Here is an 18,285-nt window from a genome sequence, read left to right on the forward strand (position 1 = left end):
CGGTCTGACGAGGCGGCCCTGCGCCAGTCCACCTGCGGCGCAAACGGCGAGAAACCAAATCCCTCCCCCGTTCGTTAGCCCAGGGTCCAAACATGAGGGAGGCGGCGAGTGTTCGACGTCACCGACTCGCGCTCTGAGAATCTGATACGACTCGACCCGACAGAAGCTCCACATTTTGGTGCACCGGGTCGCATGGGTTTCCACCTGATCGACACCACCATGATGTACGCGCCACGCTCTGGCGGCGTGAAGCGCTACCTGCATCAGAAGCGTGACTGGCTGGCCGCGCGCCGCCCTGACATCAGTCACACAATAGTGGTTCCGGGCGCGACCACGGGCCTTGCTGCGCATGGGATCGTCACGGTCGCCGCCGCGCGGCTCCCCTTCGGCGACGGCTACCGGATGCCCGCTTCGACCGCGAAGTGGGAAACCGTAATCCGGATGCTGGAGCCGGACATCATCGAGGCCGGCGACATGTTCGTGCCGGGTCATGCGGCGCTCGACGCCGGCGAAGCTCTAGGCGTGCCGGTGGTCGGCTTCTGCCATACCGATGCGGCCGCGCTGGCCGCCCTGCATTTCGGCGAATGGGCCGAGGCCCCGGCGATGAAGCATTGGGCGGCCACCTTCCAGCGCTTCGACCGCGTCGTCGCCCCAAGTCGGCACATCGCCCAGCGCCTGTCCGAGGCCGGCGTCGAGAAGGTCAGCGTCCAGATGCTGGGCGTCGACACCGAACTGTTTCATCCGAGCCGGGCCGACGGTGAACGACTGAAGCGTCGACTGAACTTGCCTGCCAACGCGCGACTGCTGGTGTTCGCCGGCCGGCCCGCCCGCGAGAAGAACATCGAAAGCCTGATCTGCGCGGTCGAACGGCTGGGCGCGCCATACCACCTGCTGCTGGTCGGCGCGGCCAAGGACGCCCACTACTCGCCGCGAGTGATCCCGATGGGTTACGAGCGCGATCCGGTGAAGCTGGCGGGGATCATCGCCAGCTGCGACGCCCTGGTGCACGCCAACGAGAACGAGCCGTTCGGCCTAGTAGTGCTGGAGGCTCTAGCCGCAGGACTGCCGGTGGTGGGCCCGTCGCGCGGCGGCATCTCCGAATTGATCGACGAGCACGTGGGCCAGCGCGCCGCCAGCGTCGACGCGGCGGGCATGGCCGAGGCGATCGAGGCGCTGTTCGCGCGCGATATGGCCGAGCTGAAGCGCGCCGCCCGCCGCCGCGCCGAGCAGCGTCACCGTTGGGACAACACGTTCGAGGGCCTGACGCGGCTCTATGGCGAGTTGGTCGCCCAGCGCAGCGCCGTCGAGATCGTCCCTCTTCGGGCCTGACCCGTCCAAAAGAAAGGCTCCCCTTGCGGGGAGCCTTCAAGGCCGGCACGCCTCCCAACTCGTCGGCGTCCGGTTTTCTCAACGGCCGGTGGGCATATCCTTGAACGGCACATCCTTGTCGACGCGGATATCACCGGGCAGGCCGAGCACGCGCTCCGCGATGATGTTGCGCAGAATTTCGTCCGTACCGCCCGCAATCCGCAGGCCCGGCGCAAACATCAGGGACCAGTGGAACGCCGCGCTGAGCGGGGCCAGGTCCTCGTCGCTGATGATCCCGTATTGGTCGAGCATTTCGACCGCGGTGTTGGCCAACTCCTGCATCTGCACGGCCGAGATGATCTTGCCGATCGAGCTTTCAGGGCCTGGCGTCTGGCCGCGCGACAGAGCCGTCATGGTGCGGTTGCGCGTGTGCTTCAGTCCCTCGGCCTGGACGTACCAGTCGGCCAACTTCTCGCGCAGCGCCTGATCCTGCAGCGCCGAAGCGCCATCGAGGCCGGGGGTCTTGCGCGCCGTCTCCATGAATTGGCTCCAGCCGGCGCCGGTCGCGCCGCCGACGGCGAGACGCTCGTTCATGAGGGTGACCAGGCTGACCTTCCAGCCATCGCCCTCCGCGCCGAGCCGCTGGCTGTCCTTGACCCGCACATTGGTGAAGAACACCTCGTTGAAGCCCGAGCCCCCGGACATCTGGTGGATCGGCTTGACCTCCACCCCCGGGTCCTTGAGGTCGAGCCAGAACATGGTCAGGCCCTTGTGCTTCGGCACGTCCGGGTTTGTCCGAACGATTACAATCCCATAGTCCGAAAACTGGGCGCCCGTCGTCCACACCTTCTGGCCGTTGATCACCCAGTCGCCGGAGCCGTCATCGACCCGCTCGGCCTTGGTGCGGGAGGCCGCCACGTCCGACCCCCCGGACGGTTCCGAGAACAGCTGGCTCCAAATCTCTTCGCCGCGAATGGCCGGGCCGACGAAACGCTTCTTGGTCTCCTCGTCGGCGAACGTCATCACCGTCGGAAGGCACATGCCCAGGCCGATCTGGAACGGGTTGCCAGGGATCGGGTGCTTGGCCTCCTCCTGGTTGAAGATCACCTGCTGCACCGGCGTGCCGCCCTGCCCGCCCCACTCCTTAGGCCAGGTGATGCAGGCATATCCGGCCGCGGCCTTCTTGGCCTGCCAGGCCTTGGAGGCGGCCATGCCATCGCCACCTTCAGGATCGGCCGAGCCTTCCTGCTTCTTCGGGGCGTTGGCGTCGAGCCAGTCGCGGACCTGCTTGCGGTAGGCGGCTTCTTCGGGAGTGTCGTTGAAATCCATGGTCCTGCTCTCCCTTAGGCAGCTTCGACGTTACGGCGTTCGAGGTGGCTGACGAGGCGCTCCTTCCAGACGCGCGGCGCGCCGGCCACAAGCGAGAGTTGGCGCGAGCGCCGGTAGTGCAGATGGCAGTCCATCTCCCAGGTGAAGCCGATGCCGCCGTGGGTCTGGATGTTCTCCTTGGAGCCGAACCAATAGGCCTCGCTGGCGGCGATCCGTGCGGCGCTGGCGGCGACAGGCAATTCCGGCGCGTTCGTGTTCAGCGCCCAAGCGCCGTAGTAGGCGTTCGAACGCGAGAGCTCGTTCTTGACGTACATGTCGGCCAGCTTGTGCTTGATCGCCTGGTAGGAGGCGATAACCCGGCCGAAGGCGTAACGCTCCATGGCGTACTCTTTGGCCATCTCCAGGCAGCGGTCCGCCCCGCCGGTCTGTTCAAAGGCCAGCAGCACCGCTGCGCGGTCGAAGATCTGCTCCAGCAGTTCGATTCCGTCGCCGGCGCCGCCCAGCCTGCGGGTCGCCGCGCCACTGAAGGTCAACTTGGCGGCGTCGCGGGTCGGATCGAGCGTCTTGACCGCCTCGCGCGTCACCGAAGCGGCGTTGAGATCGACGAGATAGAGGCCGGGCTTGCCGTTCTCCTTGGCCAGCACGAGGGCCAGGTCGGCGATATCGCCGTCGGTCACCGGAACCTTCACGCCGCTGAGCTTGCCGTCGACGACGCTGGCCTGGAGGTTCGAGGCGGTGACGACGCCGGGCCCCTCGGACGTGGCGACCGCACCTATGATCTCGCCAGCGGCGATCTTCGGAAGGAGTTCGGCCTTCTGCTGTTCGTCTCCCGCCAGCATAATCGCCTCGGCCAGGAAGTAGACCGTCGAGGCGAACGGGATCGGCGCGACGGCGCGGCCCAACTCCTCGGCGATCACGCAGAGCTCGAGATGCCCTAGCCCGAGACCGCCGTGCGCCTCGGGAATCGCCGCACCGAGCCAGCCCTGTCCGGCCACCGCCTTCCAGAGATCGGCGTCGTAAGCCTTAGCGTCGTCGTCGAGCACCTTGCGCACCCGCGAGGTGGGGCAGTTGGCGTCGAGGAACTTGCGCGCCTCGTTCTTCAGAAACTTCTGGTCGTCGGAGAAATCGAAATTCATTTCCGCCCATTCCGCCGTCTGTGCGGCCGGTTGATGCTTGCTTGGCGGCCACCATACGCACCCGACGCGCCTTGAAAAGATTGACCTCGCGTCAAGAAATTCAGGGTTTTATGGCCGCTGAACAAGAGCTCCGGAAGGCGCGCATGGCCAAGGCGATCTACCAGCGTAACCAGAAGGTCTGGGTTGAGAGCGTCGGCGTCTGGGCGACGATCGAGAAGATCGTACCGGTCTGGGCCAAGGGTTTTGACGAGCCGGTCCGGGTCACCTACGACGTCGGGCTGAACCGAGAGTTCCAGGCGCACGAGTTGAAGCCTGAACAGGAGAGCGGCGCCGAAGCGCTAGGCGCCGGCGCGCCGCCCTGGCGGCTCATGCGCGCCCGCAACAAGTGGCAGAGCGAAGAGGACGCCGCCCACCACCCCTATCCTGGCACCTATCCTGTGGTGGTGACCGATGCGGCCGACTGGGGCGGCTGGCGCGTGCCGGGCGCCGAGTATGATCGCGATCCGCATAAGATCGAGTTCCAGGCGCGCCTGATCGCGCGCTCCCCGTACTTGCTGGCGCTGGCCCGTGAAGTCGTGCGGCTGGTCGACGAGAGCGCCGGCGACGCGCCGCCCGAGCTGCAGCGCATCGCCGAAGAGATCGCCAAGCTGGACCGGCACTTCCGAGAAGCGCCGACGGCGAGCCCGACTCCCGCCAGGGCGGCCGTGGCCTGAGCGCAGATCCTTGGGGACAGGCTGAGCGCCGGGACGGCAGACCCTGAAGTTCGGGAAGGGCCGCGTCCCCCGACACGGCCCTTTCCTTTTCGGCGATCCGGCGCGGCGCCAACCCGCGTCATTTGAGGCGCCTAGCCCGAACCCCGCAAACCAGCAGCTGGACCGGCTTGAGCAAGTCCTCTTGCTTGTTCACAACAAGTATTGCCGCCCGCGCGCACACCCCTCAATAGTGCAAACGCCCTATGAGCGACTGGAAGGCGGCCGTGCCCGACGATATCCCGCCGAAGTCCTCCGGGCCTTCCTCAGAAGCCGCGCTCAATAGGGCGATCACCCGGATCTACGAGGGTGTCCTCACCCTGCCGTACACGGAGTTCAAGGAGCTCACCCTTCGCCAGCTGCGCGAGGCCCTGCCGTTCGACTCCGGCGTCTGGGCGTCCGGCGCGCACTCGACAAACACCATCCACAGCGTGGCCCTGGTGGACCAGGCGCCGGAAATGCTGATGAACTACGCGCTGAACTGGCAGACACACGACTTCGTGCGCGCTGCCGCCGTCGCCGAGCCCGGCGTGGCGTTCCGCAATGAGGACGTCATGGCGCTGGACGACTATCACCGCACCGCCATCTATCAGGAATTCTCCAGTCCGGCCGGGATCGAGCACGCCCTGGGCGTCGTCCACGCCGATCCGGCCGCGGACCTCGGCGAAATGCTGTTCCTGTTCCGCGCAGATCCGACCGCCGCCTATTCGGACGCCGAGCGCGACCAAATGCAGTTGCTGATGCCGCATCTGGCGACCGCTTGGCGCCAGCGCCAAGCCTTGGCCGCTCATGAGACCAGCGCGGTCCTTCCAGGCCGCAACCATGCGGTGATCGATGACGAGGGCCGACTGCAGGCGGCCGACTCCGGGTTCAGCAGACTGTTGCGCGGCGCGTTTCCGGACTGGACCGGGCCGCTCTTGCCTGCCGAGGTCCGCGCCATCCTGCAGCCTGGCCGGTCGGACCTGGCGGTCGGGGGCCTGGATTTCCACCTGATGCGCAGTCCGGGCCGCAGCATGCTGTCGGCCGACCAGCGCGACGATCAGGGGCTGACGCCAGCGGAGATGCGGGTCGCCCGGCTGTTCGCCGACGGCGCCTCGCATGGCGAGGTGGCTGCGAAGCTGGGAGTACGTCCCGCCACCGTCCGCAACCAGCTCACCTCGATCTATCGCAAGCTCGACATCCATTCGAAGGCCGAGCTTGCGAGGCGGTTCCCGCCGTCAGGAGGCTAGAACTTGTAGCCGAACCCGGCCGACACCACCCACGGATCGAGCTTCACCTTGCTCTTGAGCGCCCCGCCGTTGACCGAGGCGTCGGTCTCGAAGAACACCTTCTTGACGTCCAGGTTGGCGCTCCACGGCCCGTTCAAAGCGACGTCGACCCCCGCCTGCAGCGCATAGCCAAAGCCGTTGTCGATATCGACCTTGAAGCCGTTCTCGTCCTCGCCGCCGTAGAAGATCATGTAGTTGACGCCCGCGCCGACATAGGGGCTGACCTTGGCTTGTGGCGCGAAGTGATACTGCAGCGACACGACCGGCGGCAGCACCCAGGTTTCGTGCACCGCGACGTCAGTCCCGGGCCCAACCGCTTTGACCTCGTGTTGGGTGGTCCCGGCGATGGCCTCGATGGCAAGGTTGTCGGTCAGGAAGTAGGTCAGGCCCAGCGTCGGCATCACGTCGTCGCCGACCTTGGCCTTCAGGCCGCTGTCGGCGCCGCCGCCGGTCAGGATCGGTTCTTCTGCATCGGTGAGGACGCCGCTGATGCGGGCGTTCAGCATCAGCAGTCCCTTTTCCTTGGGCCGGAAGTCCTGCGCGGCGGCGGGCGCGGCGATGGCGAGGGCGGCCCCGAGGGCCACCGCAAAGCGAGCGGTCGTCATGAATATCCCCAAAACTCTTGTGACTATTACCTAGGGAGACATCCCGCCGATCCGGAAGCTGCGCCTTGACCGACCTCAAATCGGCGTACTGGCGGACGGCGCGGCGCGTGGCTAAATGCGCCTCATGCGCACAGACACGCCCCAGGCGATCCGGCTCGCCGACTACACCCCGCCCGCCTTCCTGATCGACGAGGTTCGCCTCGATTTCGACCTTGCGCCGAACACCACCCGCGTGAAGGCCCGCCTGAACGTGCGGCGAAATGGCGAGCACACAGGCCCCCTGGTGCTGAACGGCGAGCGCCTGAAACCGATCTCGGTGGCGTTGGACGGCCGCGTGTTGGCCGAGGACGAGCGTACGATCGACGCCGAATTTCTGACCATTCCCAACGTGCCCGACGCGTTCGTGTTGGAAACCGAGGTCGAGATCGACCCCGAGAATAACAAGGCGCTCGAAGGCCTCTACATGTCCGGGGGCCGCTTCTGCACCCAGTGCGAGGCCGAGGGCTTCCGCAAGATCACCTGGTATCCGGACCGCCCCGACGTGCTGTCGCGCTTCACGGTTCGGATCGTCGCCGACAAGGCGTTCCGTCACCTGCTGTCGAACGGCAACCTGCTCGAGGCCGGCGACCTGCCGGGCGACCGCCACTTCGCGGTCTGGAACGACCCGTTCCCCAAGCCCGCCTACCTTTTCGCCCTGGTCGGCGGCGAGTTGGACGTTCTGGAAGACAAGCTGGTCACCATGACCGGCCGCACGGTCGACCTGCGCATCTTTGTCGACACGGGCATGGCCCCGCGTGCGGCCTACGCCATGGACGCGCTGAAGCGCTCGATGAAGTGGGACGAGGAAGCGTTCGGGCGTGAGTACGACCTCGACCTCTTCATGATCGTCGCTGTCCGCGACTTCAACTTCGGGGCTATGGAGAACAAGGGGTTGAACATCTTCAACTCCTCGCTGCTATTGGCCGATCCCGCCACCGCCACCGACCTCGACTACGAGCGCATCGAGAGCGTCGTGGCCCACGAATATTTCCACAACTGGACTGGCGACCGGATCACCTGCCGCGACTGGTTCCAGCTATGCCTGAAGGAAGGCCTGACGGTCTTCCGCGACCAGAGCTTCTCGGCCGACATGCGCGGCCACGCGGTCCAGCGGATCAAGGACGTGAAGGCGCTGCGCGCGCGCCAGTTCCCCGAGGACCAGGGCCCCCTGGCCCACCCGGTGCGCCCGTCCAGCTACATGAAAATCGACAACTTCTACACGGCGACGATCTACGAGAAGGGCGCCGAGGTGATCCGGATGCTCAAGACCCTGATCGGGGCCGAAGCGTTCCGGCAGGGCATGGATCTCTACTTCGAACGCTGGGACGGCCACGCCACCACAGTCGAGGAATTCATCCGCTGTTTCGCCGAGGTCAGCGGCCGAGACCTGAGTGACTTCTTCGTCTGGTACGAGCAGGCCGGCACGCCGAAGGTGTCACTCGCCCATAGTTACGATCCCGCGGCGCGAACCCTGACGGTGGAGCTCAGCCAATCGACGCCGCCGACCCCGGGACAGCCGGACAAGCGCCCCCTGCCGGTGCCGGTGATCCTTGGCCTGCTAGACGGCGAGGGCCGCACCCTGGCTTTCGAACGGGACGGACAGGCCGTCGACGAGACTCTTATCGTCCTCGACGGCGCCTCCAAAACCGTGACCCTGACCGGCGTCGACGCCGCGCCGGTGGTGTCGGCCCTGCGCGGGTTCTCCTCGCCCGTGACGCTACGCACGGATGCGCGGGCCGCTGATCGCTACGTGCAACTGGCTAGCGACCCCGATCTGTTCAATCGCTGGGAGTCCGGCCAGGAATTGGCCCGCGCCCTGATTATCGCCCGCGCTCAAGGCGGACCGGACGAGGTCGGCGAGGAACGCTTCGCCGAGGCCCTGGGCCGCGCTCTGTCTGACCAGGCCTCCGACCCCGCGTTCAAGGCGCTGCTGTTGTCGCTTCCGAGCGAGTCCGACCTGGCCCTGGCGATCCAGCCGGCCGACCCGGCCGCCATCCACGAGGCGCGCGAAGCCCTGCGCACGCGACTGGCCCTGCACCTGACCGACGATCTCAAGCGTCTGCACATCGGCTTGCAGGAGTTGGGCGAATTCTCGCCGGACGCAGCCAGCGCGGGACGTCGCGCGTTGCGCAACGCGGCCCTGGATCTGATGGCCGCCAATCCGCGCGCCGAGATCGGAGAACTCGCCGACGGCCACTATCGTGCGGCCGCCAACATGACCGACGCCATAGGCGGCCTGTCGGCTCTGATGCTGGTCGGCGGAGAGCTCTACGAGAACGCCCTGGTCGACTTCTTCGAGCGCTGGAAGTCCGAACCGCTGGTCATCGACAAGTGGTTCGCCTTGCAGGCTCGCGATCCCGACGAGTCGGCCCTGGGCCGCGTCATGGGCCTGACCGCCCATCCGGCCTTCGACCAGAAGAACCCGAACCGCCTCCGGGCGCTGGTCTCGACCTTCGCGAACTTCAACCCGGCGCGCTTCCACGATCCGAGCGGCGCCGGCTACCGGTTCCTGGCCGACCAGATCCTGGCTGTCGACGGCTTCAACCCGATGACGGCCGCGCGCCTCGTCGAGCCGCTGGGCGGCTGGCGGCGCTACAAGCCTGAGCTCGGCGCGCTGATGAAGGAGCAGCTGGCGCGCATCGCGGCCACCGACGGGCTGTCAAAAAACGTCTACGAGCTGGCGAGCAAGGCTTTGGCCGACTAGCGCCGTGCCGTCCCCGACCGCAACGAACGGAATGTTTACGTGAATTCCGGAACGTCGGGGACAGGCTTGGAGCGCCCGTCATGTCCATGTCCCTTCACCGGCTGCGCTTCCTGATCGTCGATGACAGCACCCACGCAGCGAACCTGGTGAAGGCCATGCTGCGCGGCTTCGGAGCCAGCCAACTCGACGACGCCCAGACCATCGCCGCGGCCAAAGCCCAGATGCGCGCCGCGCCGAGCGACATCGTCATCCTCGACTACATGCTGGGCGCGGAGGAAGGCGTCGACTTCGCGCGCTGGCTACGCACCGCCCCCGAGAGCCCCGCCCCCTATACGCCGATCATCCTCCTCACCGGCCACGCGGACCGGCCGCGGATCATGGCCGCACGTGACGCCGGCGTGAACGAGTTCTGCGTCAAGCCGATAGCGCCCGCGGACCTGTTCAAGCGCATCGCCTGGGTGATCGACAAAAGCCGGCCCTTCGTCCGCTGCGACAGCTATTTCGGACCCGATCGTCGCCGGCATGATGACCCGAAGTACACAGGTCCCGAACGTCGTGCAGGACAGCGCACGAAACCCTGACGGTAAAGTTAGACGGCCCGTGACGCGACCAGCCCGCTTGCGTAGACTCATCGTTAACGTGAATCGGCGCGCAGAGGAGCGGCTGGGCTTTGGCCAAACGGGGGGGCAAAGACACGGCCGGAGCTCGGCCCGACCGCATGCGCGGCGCCCCAGCGCCGGGCTCGCGGCTGCTTGCCCACCAGGGTTTCGTACGCATCGCCATTCTGTCGACCCTGTTGCTGCTTGCGGTCTACACCGCCGTGGCCGTGGTGCGGATCAGCCGCGAGCCGCAAGCGCAGACGCTTGAGAATGCGGCCCTGCCCAGCCGCGCCGAGGCGCTGGCCGGACGCATCGAGACTGAAGGCGCAACCCTGCGCGGCGGCCTGTTGGCGGCGCGAGAAACCCTGCAGCGCCGGGCCGACCCTCCTCTGGACGCCGCCGAATCCGGTTTGACCGCCGCCTCAGGCGCCGCCACCGCAGTGGCCATCCTCGACGATCAGGGCGTGATTGCGCTGGCCGGAAAGGCGCCTGGCGTCGACTGGCGCGCCCTGACGGCCGAGATCGAACGCGGCAAGACGGCGATATGGTTTGGCGGCTCCGCCCAAGCTTCGCCAGCGATCGCCGCCTCCATCGAGGCCATGACCCCGAAAGGCCGACGTCGCATCGTCGTGATCGGCGATCCAACTCGATTGGGCGCGGCGCTCTCCCCAGACCAGGCGCTCGCCGGCGCCGACGGTCGGATCATCGCCGCGCTCGGCGCGGGGGGACTTTCGCAGGCCCTGGACGTCAACCAGGGCTTTGGCGTTTCCGCCGCCGACCTCAGCCGCGCCAGCGGCCTCCTGAAGGGAGCCAAGCCTGACGGCGCCCCGCTCGACATCGTGGCTCGCCCGGCGATGGGCGGCGCGTTGCTGACCGTGGCGGCCACGCCTTCGAGCGCCCAGGAAGGCCTGTCGGTCAGCCGCGAACTCGCCTGGCTGACCGCCCCGTTGGTGGTCGCCTTTGCGCTCGGACTGCTGCTGCTGAACCAGAGCCGCCGCATCGAGAGCGCCCAGCAGGCCTTCATCGATTCCGAGCAGCGCTTCCGGCTGGCGGTCGAGGCGGCGCGCTGCGGAATCTGGGAATGGGACCTGACCACCGACCAGATGTTCATGTCCGACGTCACTGGCGCCATCCTCGGCTGGGGCGGCGGCGGCGTCGTGTCCGGCCAGGAGGTGCTGGACCGCGTCTCGCCCGACCATCGCGAGCGGGTCCGTCAGGCGCTGTCGACGGCGGCTATGTATGGCGGCTTCGATGTCTCGTTCCGCGTGCCGTCGCTGCAGGGCGGCCGGCCGATCTGGATCGACGCCCGCGGCCAGGCTTTCGCGCGGCCAGGCCACGAAGGGTACTCGCGGATCATCGGCGTGGCCCTGGACGTCACAGAGGAGCGGATGGCCCAGGCCCGCGCCCAGGCCGCCGAGGGCCGGCTGCGCGACGCCATCGAGAGTGTCTCCGAGGCTTTCGTGCTGTGGGACCGCAATGGCCGGCTGCTGCTCTGCAACCAGAACTTCCGTAGCGTCTTTTCGCTTGAGCCGCGTCTGCTGAAGCCCGGCGCGCTACGCGACGAGGTCAGCCGCTTCGCTCAGCTTGCGATTCAGCAGGAAGGCCCGAGCCCCGACGGCCGCAAGGGCGTGCGCGAAGCCCAACTGGCCGACGGCCGCTGGATCCAGATCTCGGAGCGTCGAACGGCCGAAGGCGGCCTGGTGATGACGGCCGCCGACATCACCGCGATCAAGACCCAAGAAGCGGCCCGCCGCCTCAACGAAGAGCAATTACAGCGGGCCGTCGAGAACCTGGAACGCAGCCAGGAACAGCTTTCCGAGCTGGCTCGCAAGTACGAGATGGAGAAGGTTCGCGCCGAGGGGGCCAATAAGGCCAAAAGCGAATTCCTGGCCAATATGAGCCACGAGCTGCGCACGCCGTTGAACGCCATCAACGGCTTCTCCGAAATCATGGTCGGCGAGATGTTCGGCACTCTCGGCGACCCTCGATACAAGGGCTATGCCCAGGACATTCTGTCATCGGGCCAACACCTGCTGGCGCTGATCAACGACATCCTCGACATGTCGAAGATCGAGGCGGGCAAGATGAGCCTGAGGCTCGAGCCCTTGGCGCTAGAGGAAGTGGCCGAGGACGCCGCGCGCTTGGTGCGCAATCGCGCAGAAGCCGCCGGCCTGACGCTCACCATCGACTTCCCGCACCTGCCCGAGGTCGAGGCCGACTATCGGGCGGTCAAGCAGGTGCTGCTGAACCTCCTGTCCAACGCCATCAAGTTCACGCCGCGCGGCGGGCGCGTGACGGTGCGCGCCGAGGGCCGGCGCGATCCGACTGGCGAGAGCATCCGGGTCAGCGTCCAGGACACCGGGATTGGCATCGCGCAGGATGATCTGGCGCGTCTGGCGCGGCCGTTCGAACAGGTGGAGAGCCAGCATTCCAAGACCACGCAGGGCACAGGCCTGGGCCTGGCCCTGACCAAGTCGCTGGTCGAGATGCACGGCGGCATGCTCGACATGCAGAGCGCGCCGGGCGAGGGCACCATGGTGTCGTTCACCCTCCCCCTGCGCCGGGGTGAGGTGGTTCAGCCGGTCGGCGGGTTCGCCGCGGCCTAGCGGGGACGATCCATCGGCGGCTGCGGTCCCCGCGGCCGCTCGGTCAGGCCGCGCGCTAGAACCTTCCGATCATCCGGCGACAGGCCCGCGGCGAAGTCTATGGCGTGGTTTTCAATCTTGCCGCGCGCGTCGGCCTCTTGTGCGCGGATCTCGGCCAGCCGACGCTTGGCGGCGGCCGGATCGAACGGCTCCTTGCCGATTGAGCGCCAGGTGTCCATCCGCGCGGTCCGTGCAGCGCGCATGGCCTCACGCACCTCCACGCTCTGGTCGCGCAGGGCGCGGCGATAGGCCTGTGCCTGGTCCGGCGGCAGGGCATCCCCTGCCCGCCACAAAGGCGGGTTGGGACGCTGGGCCATGTGCGGCCGCTCAGCCCGCACCTTCTGGCCGACAACCAGCCCGCCGGCCACCGCGCCGACCAGGAACAGGTTCAGCGCCAGAGAGCCGAAGAGCGCGATCAGCAGGGATTTGCGGCTCATCTAAACGCCCTCCAACGTCACCAGGCCCGACAAGTCATCATAGTTGCTGACCGCAACGCTCACCGTGTCCTCCGAGGCTGGCGCCTGGGTCAGATCCGATAGCATCACTCCGACGACGAGCCCCGCCGCGCAGGCGGCGGCCAGACCGGCGCCGACTCCCGCGCGAAGGAACCAGGCGCGTAGTCCCCAGCGACGACGCGGGGCGGGGGCGGAGGCGATCACGCAGTCACGCAGCGCGGGGGAGACAGCTATCGGCGCCCATAGATCGAGCGCAGAGTCGAGTTTGCCTGCATCGCCAAGCACGACGCGCGCAAATTCCGGTTCGGCGGCCATCAGCATAGCAGCGGCGTCGCGCTCGGGGGCGGGCCAGCGGGCGATGTCCCCGCCATAGGCCTGGGCCAGTATCTCGAAACGTTCGTGGGTCATCCGATCAAACTCCCACCATGTCCGACAACGCCGCGCGCAAGGCGCGTCTCCCCCGTCCCAATAGGCTTTCCAGGGCCTCGACGCTGACGCCCATCATGGCCGCCGCTTCGATGTTCGAGAGCTCCTGGTAGTGACACAGTACGATCGCCTCCCGCTGTCTGTCCGGCAGGCGCCGCATGGCCGCCGCGACCCGATCCCCGACATCCTTGGCCTCCAGGCCGCGGTCCGGCGCCGGCCCGTCGTCCGGCTGTTCCGGAGGGTTGTCGGTCACAACCTCTCTGCGGCGGCGTAGTCGGTCGTAGCAGAGGTTCAGCGCCACCCGGTGCAGCCAGGTGTCGAACCGCGCACCGCCCGGACGCCAGCCGGGCGCCTGCTTCCACGCCCGTACGAAAGCCTCCTGGGCCACGTCCTCGGCCTCGGCAGGATCGCCCAGCATCCGCCCCGCCAGGGCGAGCAGCCGCGGCAGCTTGCGGGCGACGAGCGCGCGCACCGCCGCCGGGTCCCCGTCGCCCACTCGCGCCAGCAGCTCCTCGTCCGGGTCGCTCAAGCGTCACCTCGCCTGCGAGGGATGGGAGCCTGCAATGTCGTTCAATCGCCGTCACGGCCTCTGTTCTGTCGATGAGCGCAGCTCGCGCCCTGCCGACTGTTCAACGCGCCGCCCCACCTGATCCGTCGCTCACGGCCCGACAATCGTCTCGTAAGCGGTCCGCGCGCCTTTGCGGGCCGTCTCGAGCTTGGTGCGGAGCGCGCGGAAGTCCCGCACATCGCCGGCCCGAGCCAACAACGTTCGGAACGCCTTCGGCTCGTCCGAGGGGTCGGCGTTGTCGCCAAGCGCCACCTTCAACAACTGGGTGAGGTTCTGCTGCAGCGTCCAGGCCTTGCGCAGCGCCGCCAGCGCGTCGGTGGGAGCCAATCCTTCGAAGGCGGCGAGCGCCTCGGCGGTGTTCTGGCGCAGCGGCCCGCCGTCGGCGGCGTGGGCCAGTTGCAGGAACTGAGCGGCGAACTCGATGTCGACCAGGCCCCCGCGCGACAACTTGAGGTCCCACTCTCCCTTCGGCGGCCGTTCCTGCTCCAGCAGCGCGCGCATATCGCGCACGTCTGCGGCTGTGCGGGCGCGATCGCGCGGACGACGCAGGGCGGTCTCGACCGCTCCGGCCGCGGCCTGGGCGAAGTCAGGCGAGCTGGCCCAGACCACACGGGCGCGGGTCAGAGCGAGGAGCTCCCAGGTCTCGGCCTCGCGCTCGTAGTAGTCCTCGAAAGCCGTGAAGCTGACCGCCACCGGTCCCTTGGTGCCGGAAGGACGCAACTGCATGTCGACTTCGTAAAGCTCGCCCTCGCCGGTCGGGGTCGACAGGGCCGCGATCAGACGCTGGGTGAAGCGGCCGTAGAAGACGTCGGCGCTCCACTCCTTCACGGACGAGGCCGCGCCCGGCTCGGCGGCGCGATAGAGGGTCATCAGGTCGAGGTCCGACCCGGCGCTCATCTCACGCGAACCGCACTTGCCGAGCGCGATCACTGCGACCTCGCCCGGGAAATGCCCGCCCAGCCGCTCCGCCTCGGCCAGCGCCGCCGGGGCCAGCGCTTCCATGCAGATGTCGGCGAGATCGGCGAAGGCGCGGCCGGCGAGTTCGGCGCTCGCTGCGCCGCTCATCACCTGCACGCCGACGCGGAACGCTTGCTCGCGGTGAATCCGGCGCACCGCGTCCATCACCTCCTCGAAACCGTCGGCGCGGCTGACCGCGTGGGCCATGACCCTGCGGTCCTCGTCGCTGTCGATGCTGGCGAAGAAGGCTCCGTCGAGCAGCGCGTCCAACGCCGCGGGCCGCCGCGCCAGCGTGCTGGCCAACCGCGGAGCGAAGGCCATCACCTGGACCATCAGCTCGAAGAGCTTCGGCTGAGCCAGGAACAGCGACTGCAGTTGGACGCCCGACGACAGCTTGGAGAAGAACGCCTCGAATCGGGTGAAGGCCGCGTCGGGCGCGCCGCTGGCCTGGGCCGCATCGAGCAGGCGCGGCGCCAACCGCGTGAAGAGCTCGCGCCCGCGCGCCGTCCGGGTCGCCTGGATATGACCGTGGTGCCAGCTGCGGATCGTCTGCGAGATGGCGGCCGGATGTGAGAAGCCCATCCGCGCCAGCGTCGCCAACGTCTCCGGGTCGTCTTCGACCCCTGTGAAGATCAGGCTGCCGAACCGAGACGACAGCTGCTCTTCGTCCGGGAACAGCTCGCCATAGCGCCGGTTCACGGTCTTCAGGGTGCGCTCGATGGCGGTGTCGAAGCTGCGGACGCGATCGAAGCCCGAAAGCGCAGCCACACGCTTGCGTTCGCCGTCGGACTCGGAGAGCCGATGGGTCTGTTCGTCGGCCAGCATCTGGACCCGATGCTCGGCGCTGCGCAGCTGGCGATAGGCCTCGGTCAGCTCGTCGGCGGCCTGGGGCGAAACGTGACCAGCCGCCTCCAGCGCGCGTAACGCATCGAGCGTGCGCGGAGACCGCAGCTCCGGATGGCGGCCTCCCAGGATCAGCTGCTGGGTCTGGACGTAGAACTCGATCTCGCGAATGCCGCCACGGCCGAGCTTGAGATCGACGCCCTTGGCCGTCAGGCGGTCATCGACCTTGTGCACGTGGATCTGGCGCTTGATCGAATGGATGTCGGCGATGGCCGCGAAATCGAGGTTCTTGCGCCAGATGAAGGGCGCCAGCTCGTCGAGGAACGCCTGCCCCCGCTCGATGTCGCCGGCCGCTGCGCGGGCCTTGATGAAGGCCGCCCGCTCCCAGTTTTGGCCGACGCTCTCATAATAGTCGAACGCGGCGGGCGCTGGCACCGCCGGCGGCGTCGAAGACGGATCTGGCCGCAACCTAAGGTCGACTCGGAACACGTAACCATCGCCGGTCTTGTCCTGCATCATATCGGCGAGGCGATGGGTCAGACGCACCGCGAAGGCCTGGCTCTCGACGCCGTCGGCCAACGGCAGCGCTTCCGGCTCGTAGAAAACCGAGATGTCGATGTCGCTGGAGTAGTTCAGCTCGTAGGCGCCGTGCTTGCCCATGGCGATGCAGAACCAGCCGGGAACCGGCCCTTCGTCGCCCTCGCCTAGGCGCGTCATCCGGCCGGCGTCGAGCTCCCCGCGCGCCGCCACGGTGAGGGCCGAGGCCAGGGCTGCGTCGGCGAACCGGGTCAGCGAACCCGTCACCTGGTCAAGGTTCCAAACCCCGCCAAGATCGGCCAGGGCGATGAGCAGATGCGTCTCGGCCTTCAGTTTGCGAAGGCCCGCCTTGGCGGCGTCCCAGTCGGCGTCGGCGAGCGCCGCGGTCCGCTCCAGCAGGTCGTCGAAGCGCGCCTGCGGCTCGCTGTCCAGCAGATCGCGTAGCCGGCCAGGATCTCTGCGCACCAAGCCGGTCAGATAGGACGATGCGCCGAACACCGGCGCTAATGCCGGCCAGGCCCGTTCGAGCTCTGCGCTCCAGCTGTCGCGCGCCGCAGCCTCCTCCAGCACGTTTCGCGCGCGTTCGGCGGCCTTTTCGTCGGCGATCGGACCGCAGGGGCGAATGGCGTCAATCAATCGAGTCATTGAGGAACGACATTAGCCGGCCGACGTGTCCGCGCCACCCACGGCGCGGGAAGATCAGCCAGCCCGCGGCAGGATCAGCGCCACCCTCAGCCCAGGGCCCATCTCGCCCACCTTGCCCGGACCTTCCGACAGCTCAAGCCGTCCGCCGTGCGCCTCGGCGACCGCAGCAACCAGCGAAAGACCGAGGCCGGAGCCCGGTTCGCTGCGGCTATTCTCCAGCCGCACGAAACGTTCGACCACGCGGGCCCGGTCCTCGTCGGGGACGCCGGGCCCGGTGTCGGTGACCGAGAACTCGATCTCGCCCGACGAGCGCCGCCGCACGCGCAGCATGATCGCGCCGCCAGCCGGCGTGTACTTCACGGCGTTGTCGAGCAGGTTGGCCAGCGCCTGGGCCAAGAACTCGCGGTTGCCGCGGACCTGCAGGTTCTTGGCGAACTCGGCCCCGAACTCCAGCCCCTTGTCCTCGCAGGTCGGCTCATAAAGTTCGGCCAGGTCGGCGGCCAGTTCGGCCGGATCGAACAGGTTCTGATCGGGGGCCTGGCCGGCGGCCTGCAGCCGGGCGATCGCCAGCACCGCGCCGAAGGTCTTGAGGACTCCGTCGGTGTCGTCGAGCGCTTGCGCGAGGGCTTCTTCGGCGTCGCCCTTGCCCGCCTCGACGTCGAGATAGGCCGTCTCCAACCGTGCGCGCAGCCGGGTCAGGGGCGAGCGCAAGTCATGGGCGATGGCGTCGCCGGCATGACGGTGGCCCGCCATCGAGCGTTGCAGCCGGTCGAGCATCTCGTTGATGCCTTCGGAGAGCTCATCGAACTCGTCACGAGCGCCGCGCACGGCGGCCCGGGCGTCGAAGTCGCCGTTGCGGACGGCGGCAACCACGTCGTTCAGCGCGCCCATGCTGCGCGAGACGTTGCGACTGACCAGCAGGCCGCCGGCCAAGCCAAGCACGATCACCAGCGCCCCGGCCCCCCAGAGCGCGCGGGTGATCTTCACGACATAAGCTTGGTCTTCGCTGATGTCGGCGCCGACGAACAGGATTTCGCCGCCGCTCAGCCGCTCCTGGATGCCGCGGGCCGGATGTTTCACCAGCCGGCCTTGGGCGTCTGCGTCAGTCACCGAGAAGCTGGCGCGTGTGGAAACACCGACGGCCGCGCCGGCGTCCTCGATCGGCGACTCGGCGATCGAGCCGGATATCCGCGTCCCGTCCGGCTTCATCAACAGGTAGAGGAACGGCCGCTCGCTGGCCGCCCGCTCGATCAGCGACTGGTTCACGGCGTCGACGCCGGCGCGGTCGTAGGCCGCCACCAGCGAGCGCATCTCGCGCGTGATGTTCTGGTCGGTGCGCCGCGTCGCTTCGCCCGCCGTCGCAAGATAGATGTAGGCGAGGAACGCGCTGGCGGCTGCTGCGAACAGCGCCAGGAACAGCAGCGTGAGTCGAAACGGCGTGGTGCGAAAGAGTCTCGGCAGGCGCATGGCGC

The 18,285-nt window shown here is 67.9% G+C and carries 14 protein-coding genes; 6 read left to right on the forward strand and 8 right to left on the reverse strand.

Annotation, left to right across the window (positions count from 1 at the left end; genetic code table 11):
* Positions 1–192: 192 nt before the first annotated feature.
* Positions 193–1,329, forward strand: coding sequence for a glycosyltransferase (locus GGQ61_RS15435; RefSeq protein WP_183774535.1), 1,137 nt, complete (start codon positions 193–195; stop codon positions 1,327–1,329).
* A gap of 78 nt (positions 1,330–1,407) precedes the next feature.
* On the opposite strand, the gene GGQ61_RS15440 is transcribed toward GGQ61_RS15435, so the two are convergent.
* A complete protein-coding gene (locus tag GGQ61_RS15440; protein ID WP_183774539.1) occupies positions 1,408–2,637 on the reverse strand; it encodes an acyl-CoA dehydrogenase family protein in 1,230 nt (409 codons plus the stop codon).
* Between the two features lie 14 nt (positions 2,638–2,651).
* Positions 2,652–3,773, reverse strand: coding sequence for an acyl-CoA dehydrogenase family protein (locus tag GGQ61_RS15445; protein WP_183774542.1), 1,122 nt, complete (start codon positions 3,771–3,773; stop codon positions 2,652–2,654).
* A gap of 143 nt (positions 3,774–3,916) precedes the next feature.
* Between GGQ61_RS15445 and GGQ61_RS15450 the strand changes: the two genes are divergently transcribed.
* The gene (locus tag GGQ61_RS15450) at positions 3,917–4,486 is read left to right on the forward strand and encodes a hypothetical protein (RefSeq protein ID WP_183774545.1); all 570 of its coding nucleotides are present in this window, start codon (positions 3,917–3,919) and stop codon (positions 4,484–4,486) included.
* A gap of 263 nt (positions 4,487–4,749) precedes the next feature.
* On the forward strand, positions 4,750–5,751 hold the full coding sequence (locus GGQ61_RS22635; RefSeq protein ID WP_183774548.1) for a LuxR C-terminal-related transcriptional regulator: 1,002 nt from the start codon (positions 4,750–4,752) through the stop codon (positions 5,749–5,751).
* Here GGQ61_RS22635 and GGQ61_RS15460 read toward each other — a convergent pair.
* Positions 5,748–6,395 (reverse strand): OmpW/AlkL family protein, encoded by a 648-nt coding sequence (locus GGQ61_RS15460; protein WP_183774552.1) that lies wholly within the window; start codon positions 6,393–6,395, stop codon positions 5,748–5,750. The two genes, GGQ61_RS22635 and GGQ61_RS15460, sit on opposite strands and share 4 nt — an antisense overlap.
* A 124-nt stretch (positions 6,396–6,519) precedes the next feature.
* Between GGQ61_RS15460 and pepN the strand changes: the two genes are divergently transcribed.
* The 3 genes from pepN to GGQ61_RS15475 all read left to right on the forward strand — a co-directional run bounded on the left by pepN (position 6,520) and on the right by GGQ61_RS15475 (position 12,343).
* The gene (pepN, locus tag GGQ61_RS15465) at positions 6,520–9,138 is read left to right on the forward strand and encodes an aminopeptidase N (RefSeq protein WP_183774555.1); all 2,619 of its coding nucleotides are present in this window, start codon (positions 6,520–6,522) and stop codon (positions 9,136–9,138) included.
* 80 nt (positions 9,139–9,218) lie between these two features.
* Positions 9,219–9,719: a response regulator gene (locus GGQ61_RS15470; RefSeq protein WP_183774557.1), complete on the forward strand. Its 501-nt coding sequence runs from the start codon at positions 9,219–9,221 to the stop codon at positions 9,717–9,719.
* Between the two features lie 137 nt (positions 9,720–9,856).
* Positions 9,857–12,343, forward strand: coding sequence for a sensor histidine kinase (locus tag GGQ61_RS15475; protein WP_183774560.1), 2,487 nt, complete (start codon positions 9,857–9,859; stop codon positions 12,341–12,343).
* Here GGQ61_RS15475 and GGQ61_RS15480 read toward each other — a convergent pair.
* The 5 genes from GGQ61_RS15480 to GGQ61_RS15500 form a co-directional block, all read right to left on the reverse strand.
* Positions 12,340–12,819 (reverse strand): periplasmic heavy metal sensor, encoded by a 480-nt coding sequence (locus GGQ61_RS15480; RefSeq protein WP_183774563.1) that lies wholly within the window; start codon positions 12,817–12,819, stop codon positions 12,340–12,342. The genes GGQ61_RS15475 and GGQ61_RS15480 overlap by 4 nt on opposite strands.
* Positions 12,820–13,245, reverse strand: coding sequence for a hypothetical protein (locus tag GGQ61_RS15485; protein ID WP_183774567.1), 426 nt, complete (start codon positions 13,243–13,245; stop codon positions 12,820–12,822). It lies immediately after the preceding gene.
* 4 nt (positions 13,246–13,249) lie between these two features.
* A complete protein-coding gene (locus GGQ61_RS15490) occupies positions 13,250–13,792 on the reverse strand; it encodes an RNA polymerase sigma factor (protein WP_183774570.1) in 543 nt (180 codons plus the stop codon).
* A 129-nt stretch (positions 13,793–13,921) separates the two neighbouring features.
* Positions 13,922–16,813, reverse strand: a complete 2,892-nt coding sequence (locus GGQ61_RS15495; protein ID WP_183774574.1) for a bifunctional [glutamine synthetase] adenylyltransferase/[glutamine synthetase]-adenylyl-L-tyrosine phosphorylase — start codon at positions 16,811–16,813, stop codon at positions 13,922–13,924.
* A gap of 54 nt (positions 16,814–16,867) precedes the next feature.
* On the reverse strand, positions 16,868–18,280 hold the full coding sequence (locus GGQ61_RS15500; RefSeq protein ID WP_183774577.1) for a sensor histidine kinase: 1,413 nt from the start codon (positions 18,278–18,280) through the stop codon (positions 16,868–16,870).
* Positions 18,281–18,285 lie beyond the last annotated feature (5 nt).

The sequence above is a fragment of the Phenylobacterium haematophilum genome, from assembly GCF_014196295.1.
GTDB lineage: Bacteria > Pseudomonadota > Alphaproteobacteria > Caulobacterales > Caulobacteraceae > Phenylobacterium > Phenylobacterium haematophilum.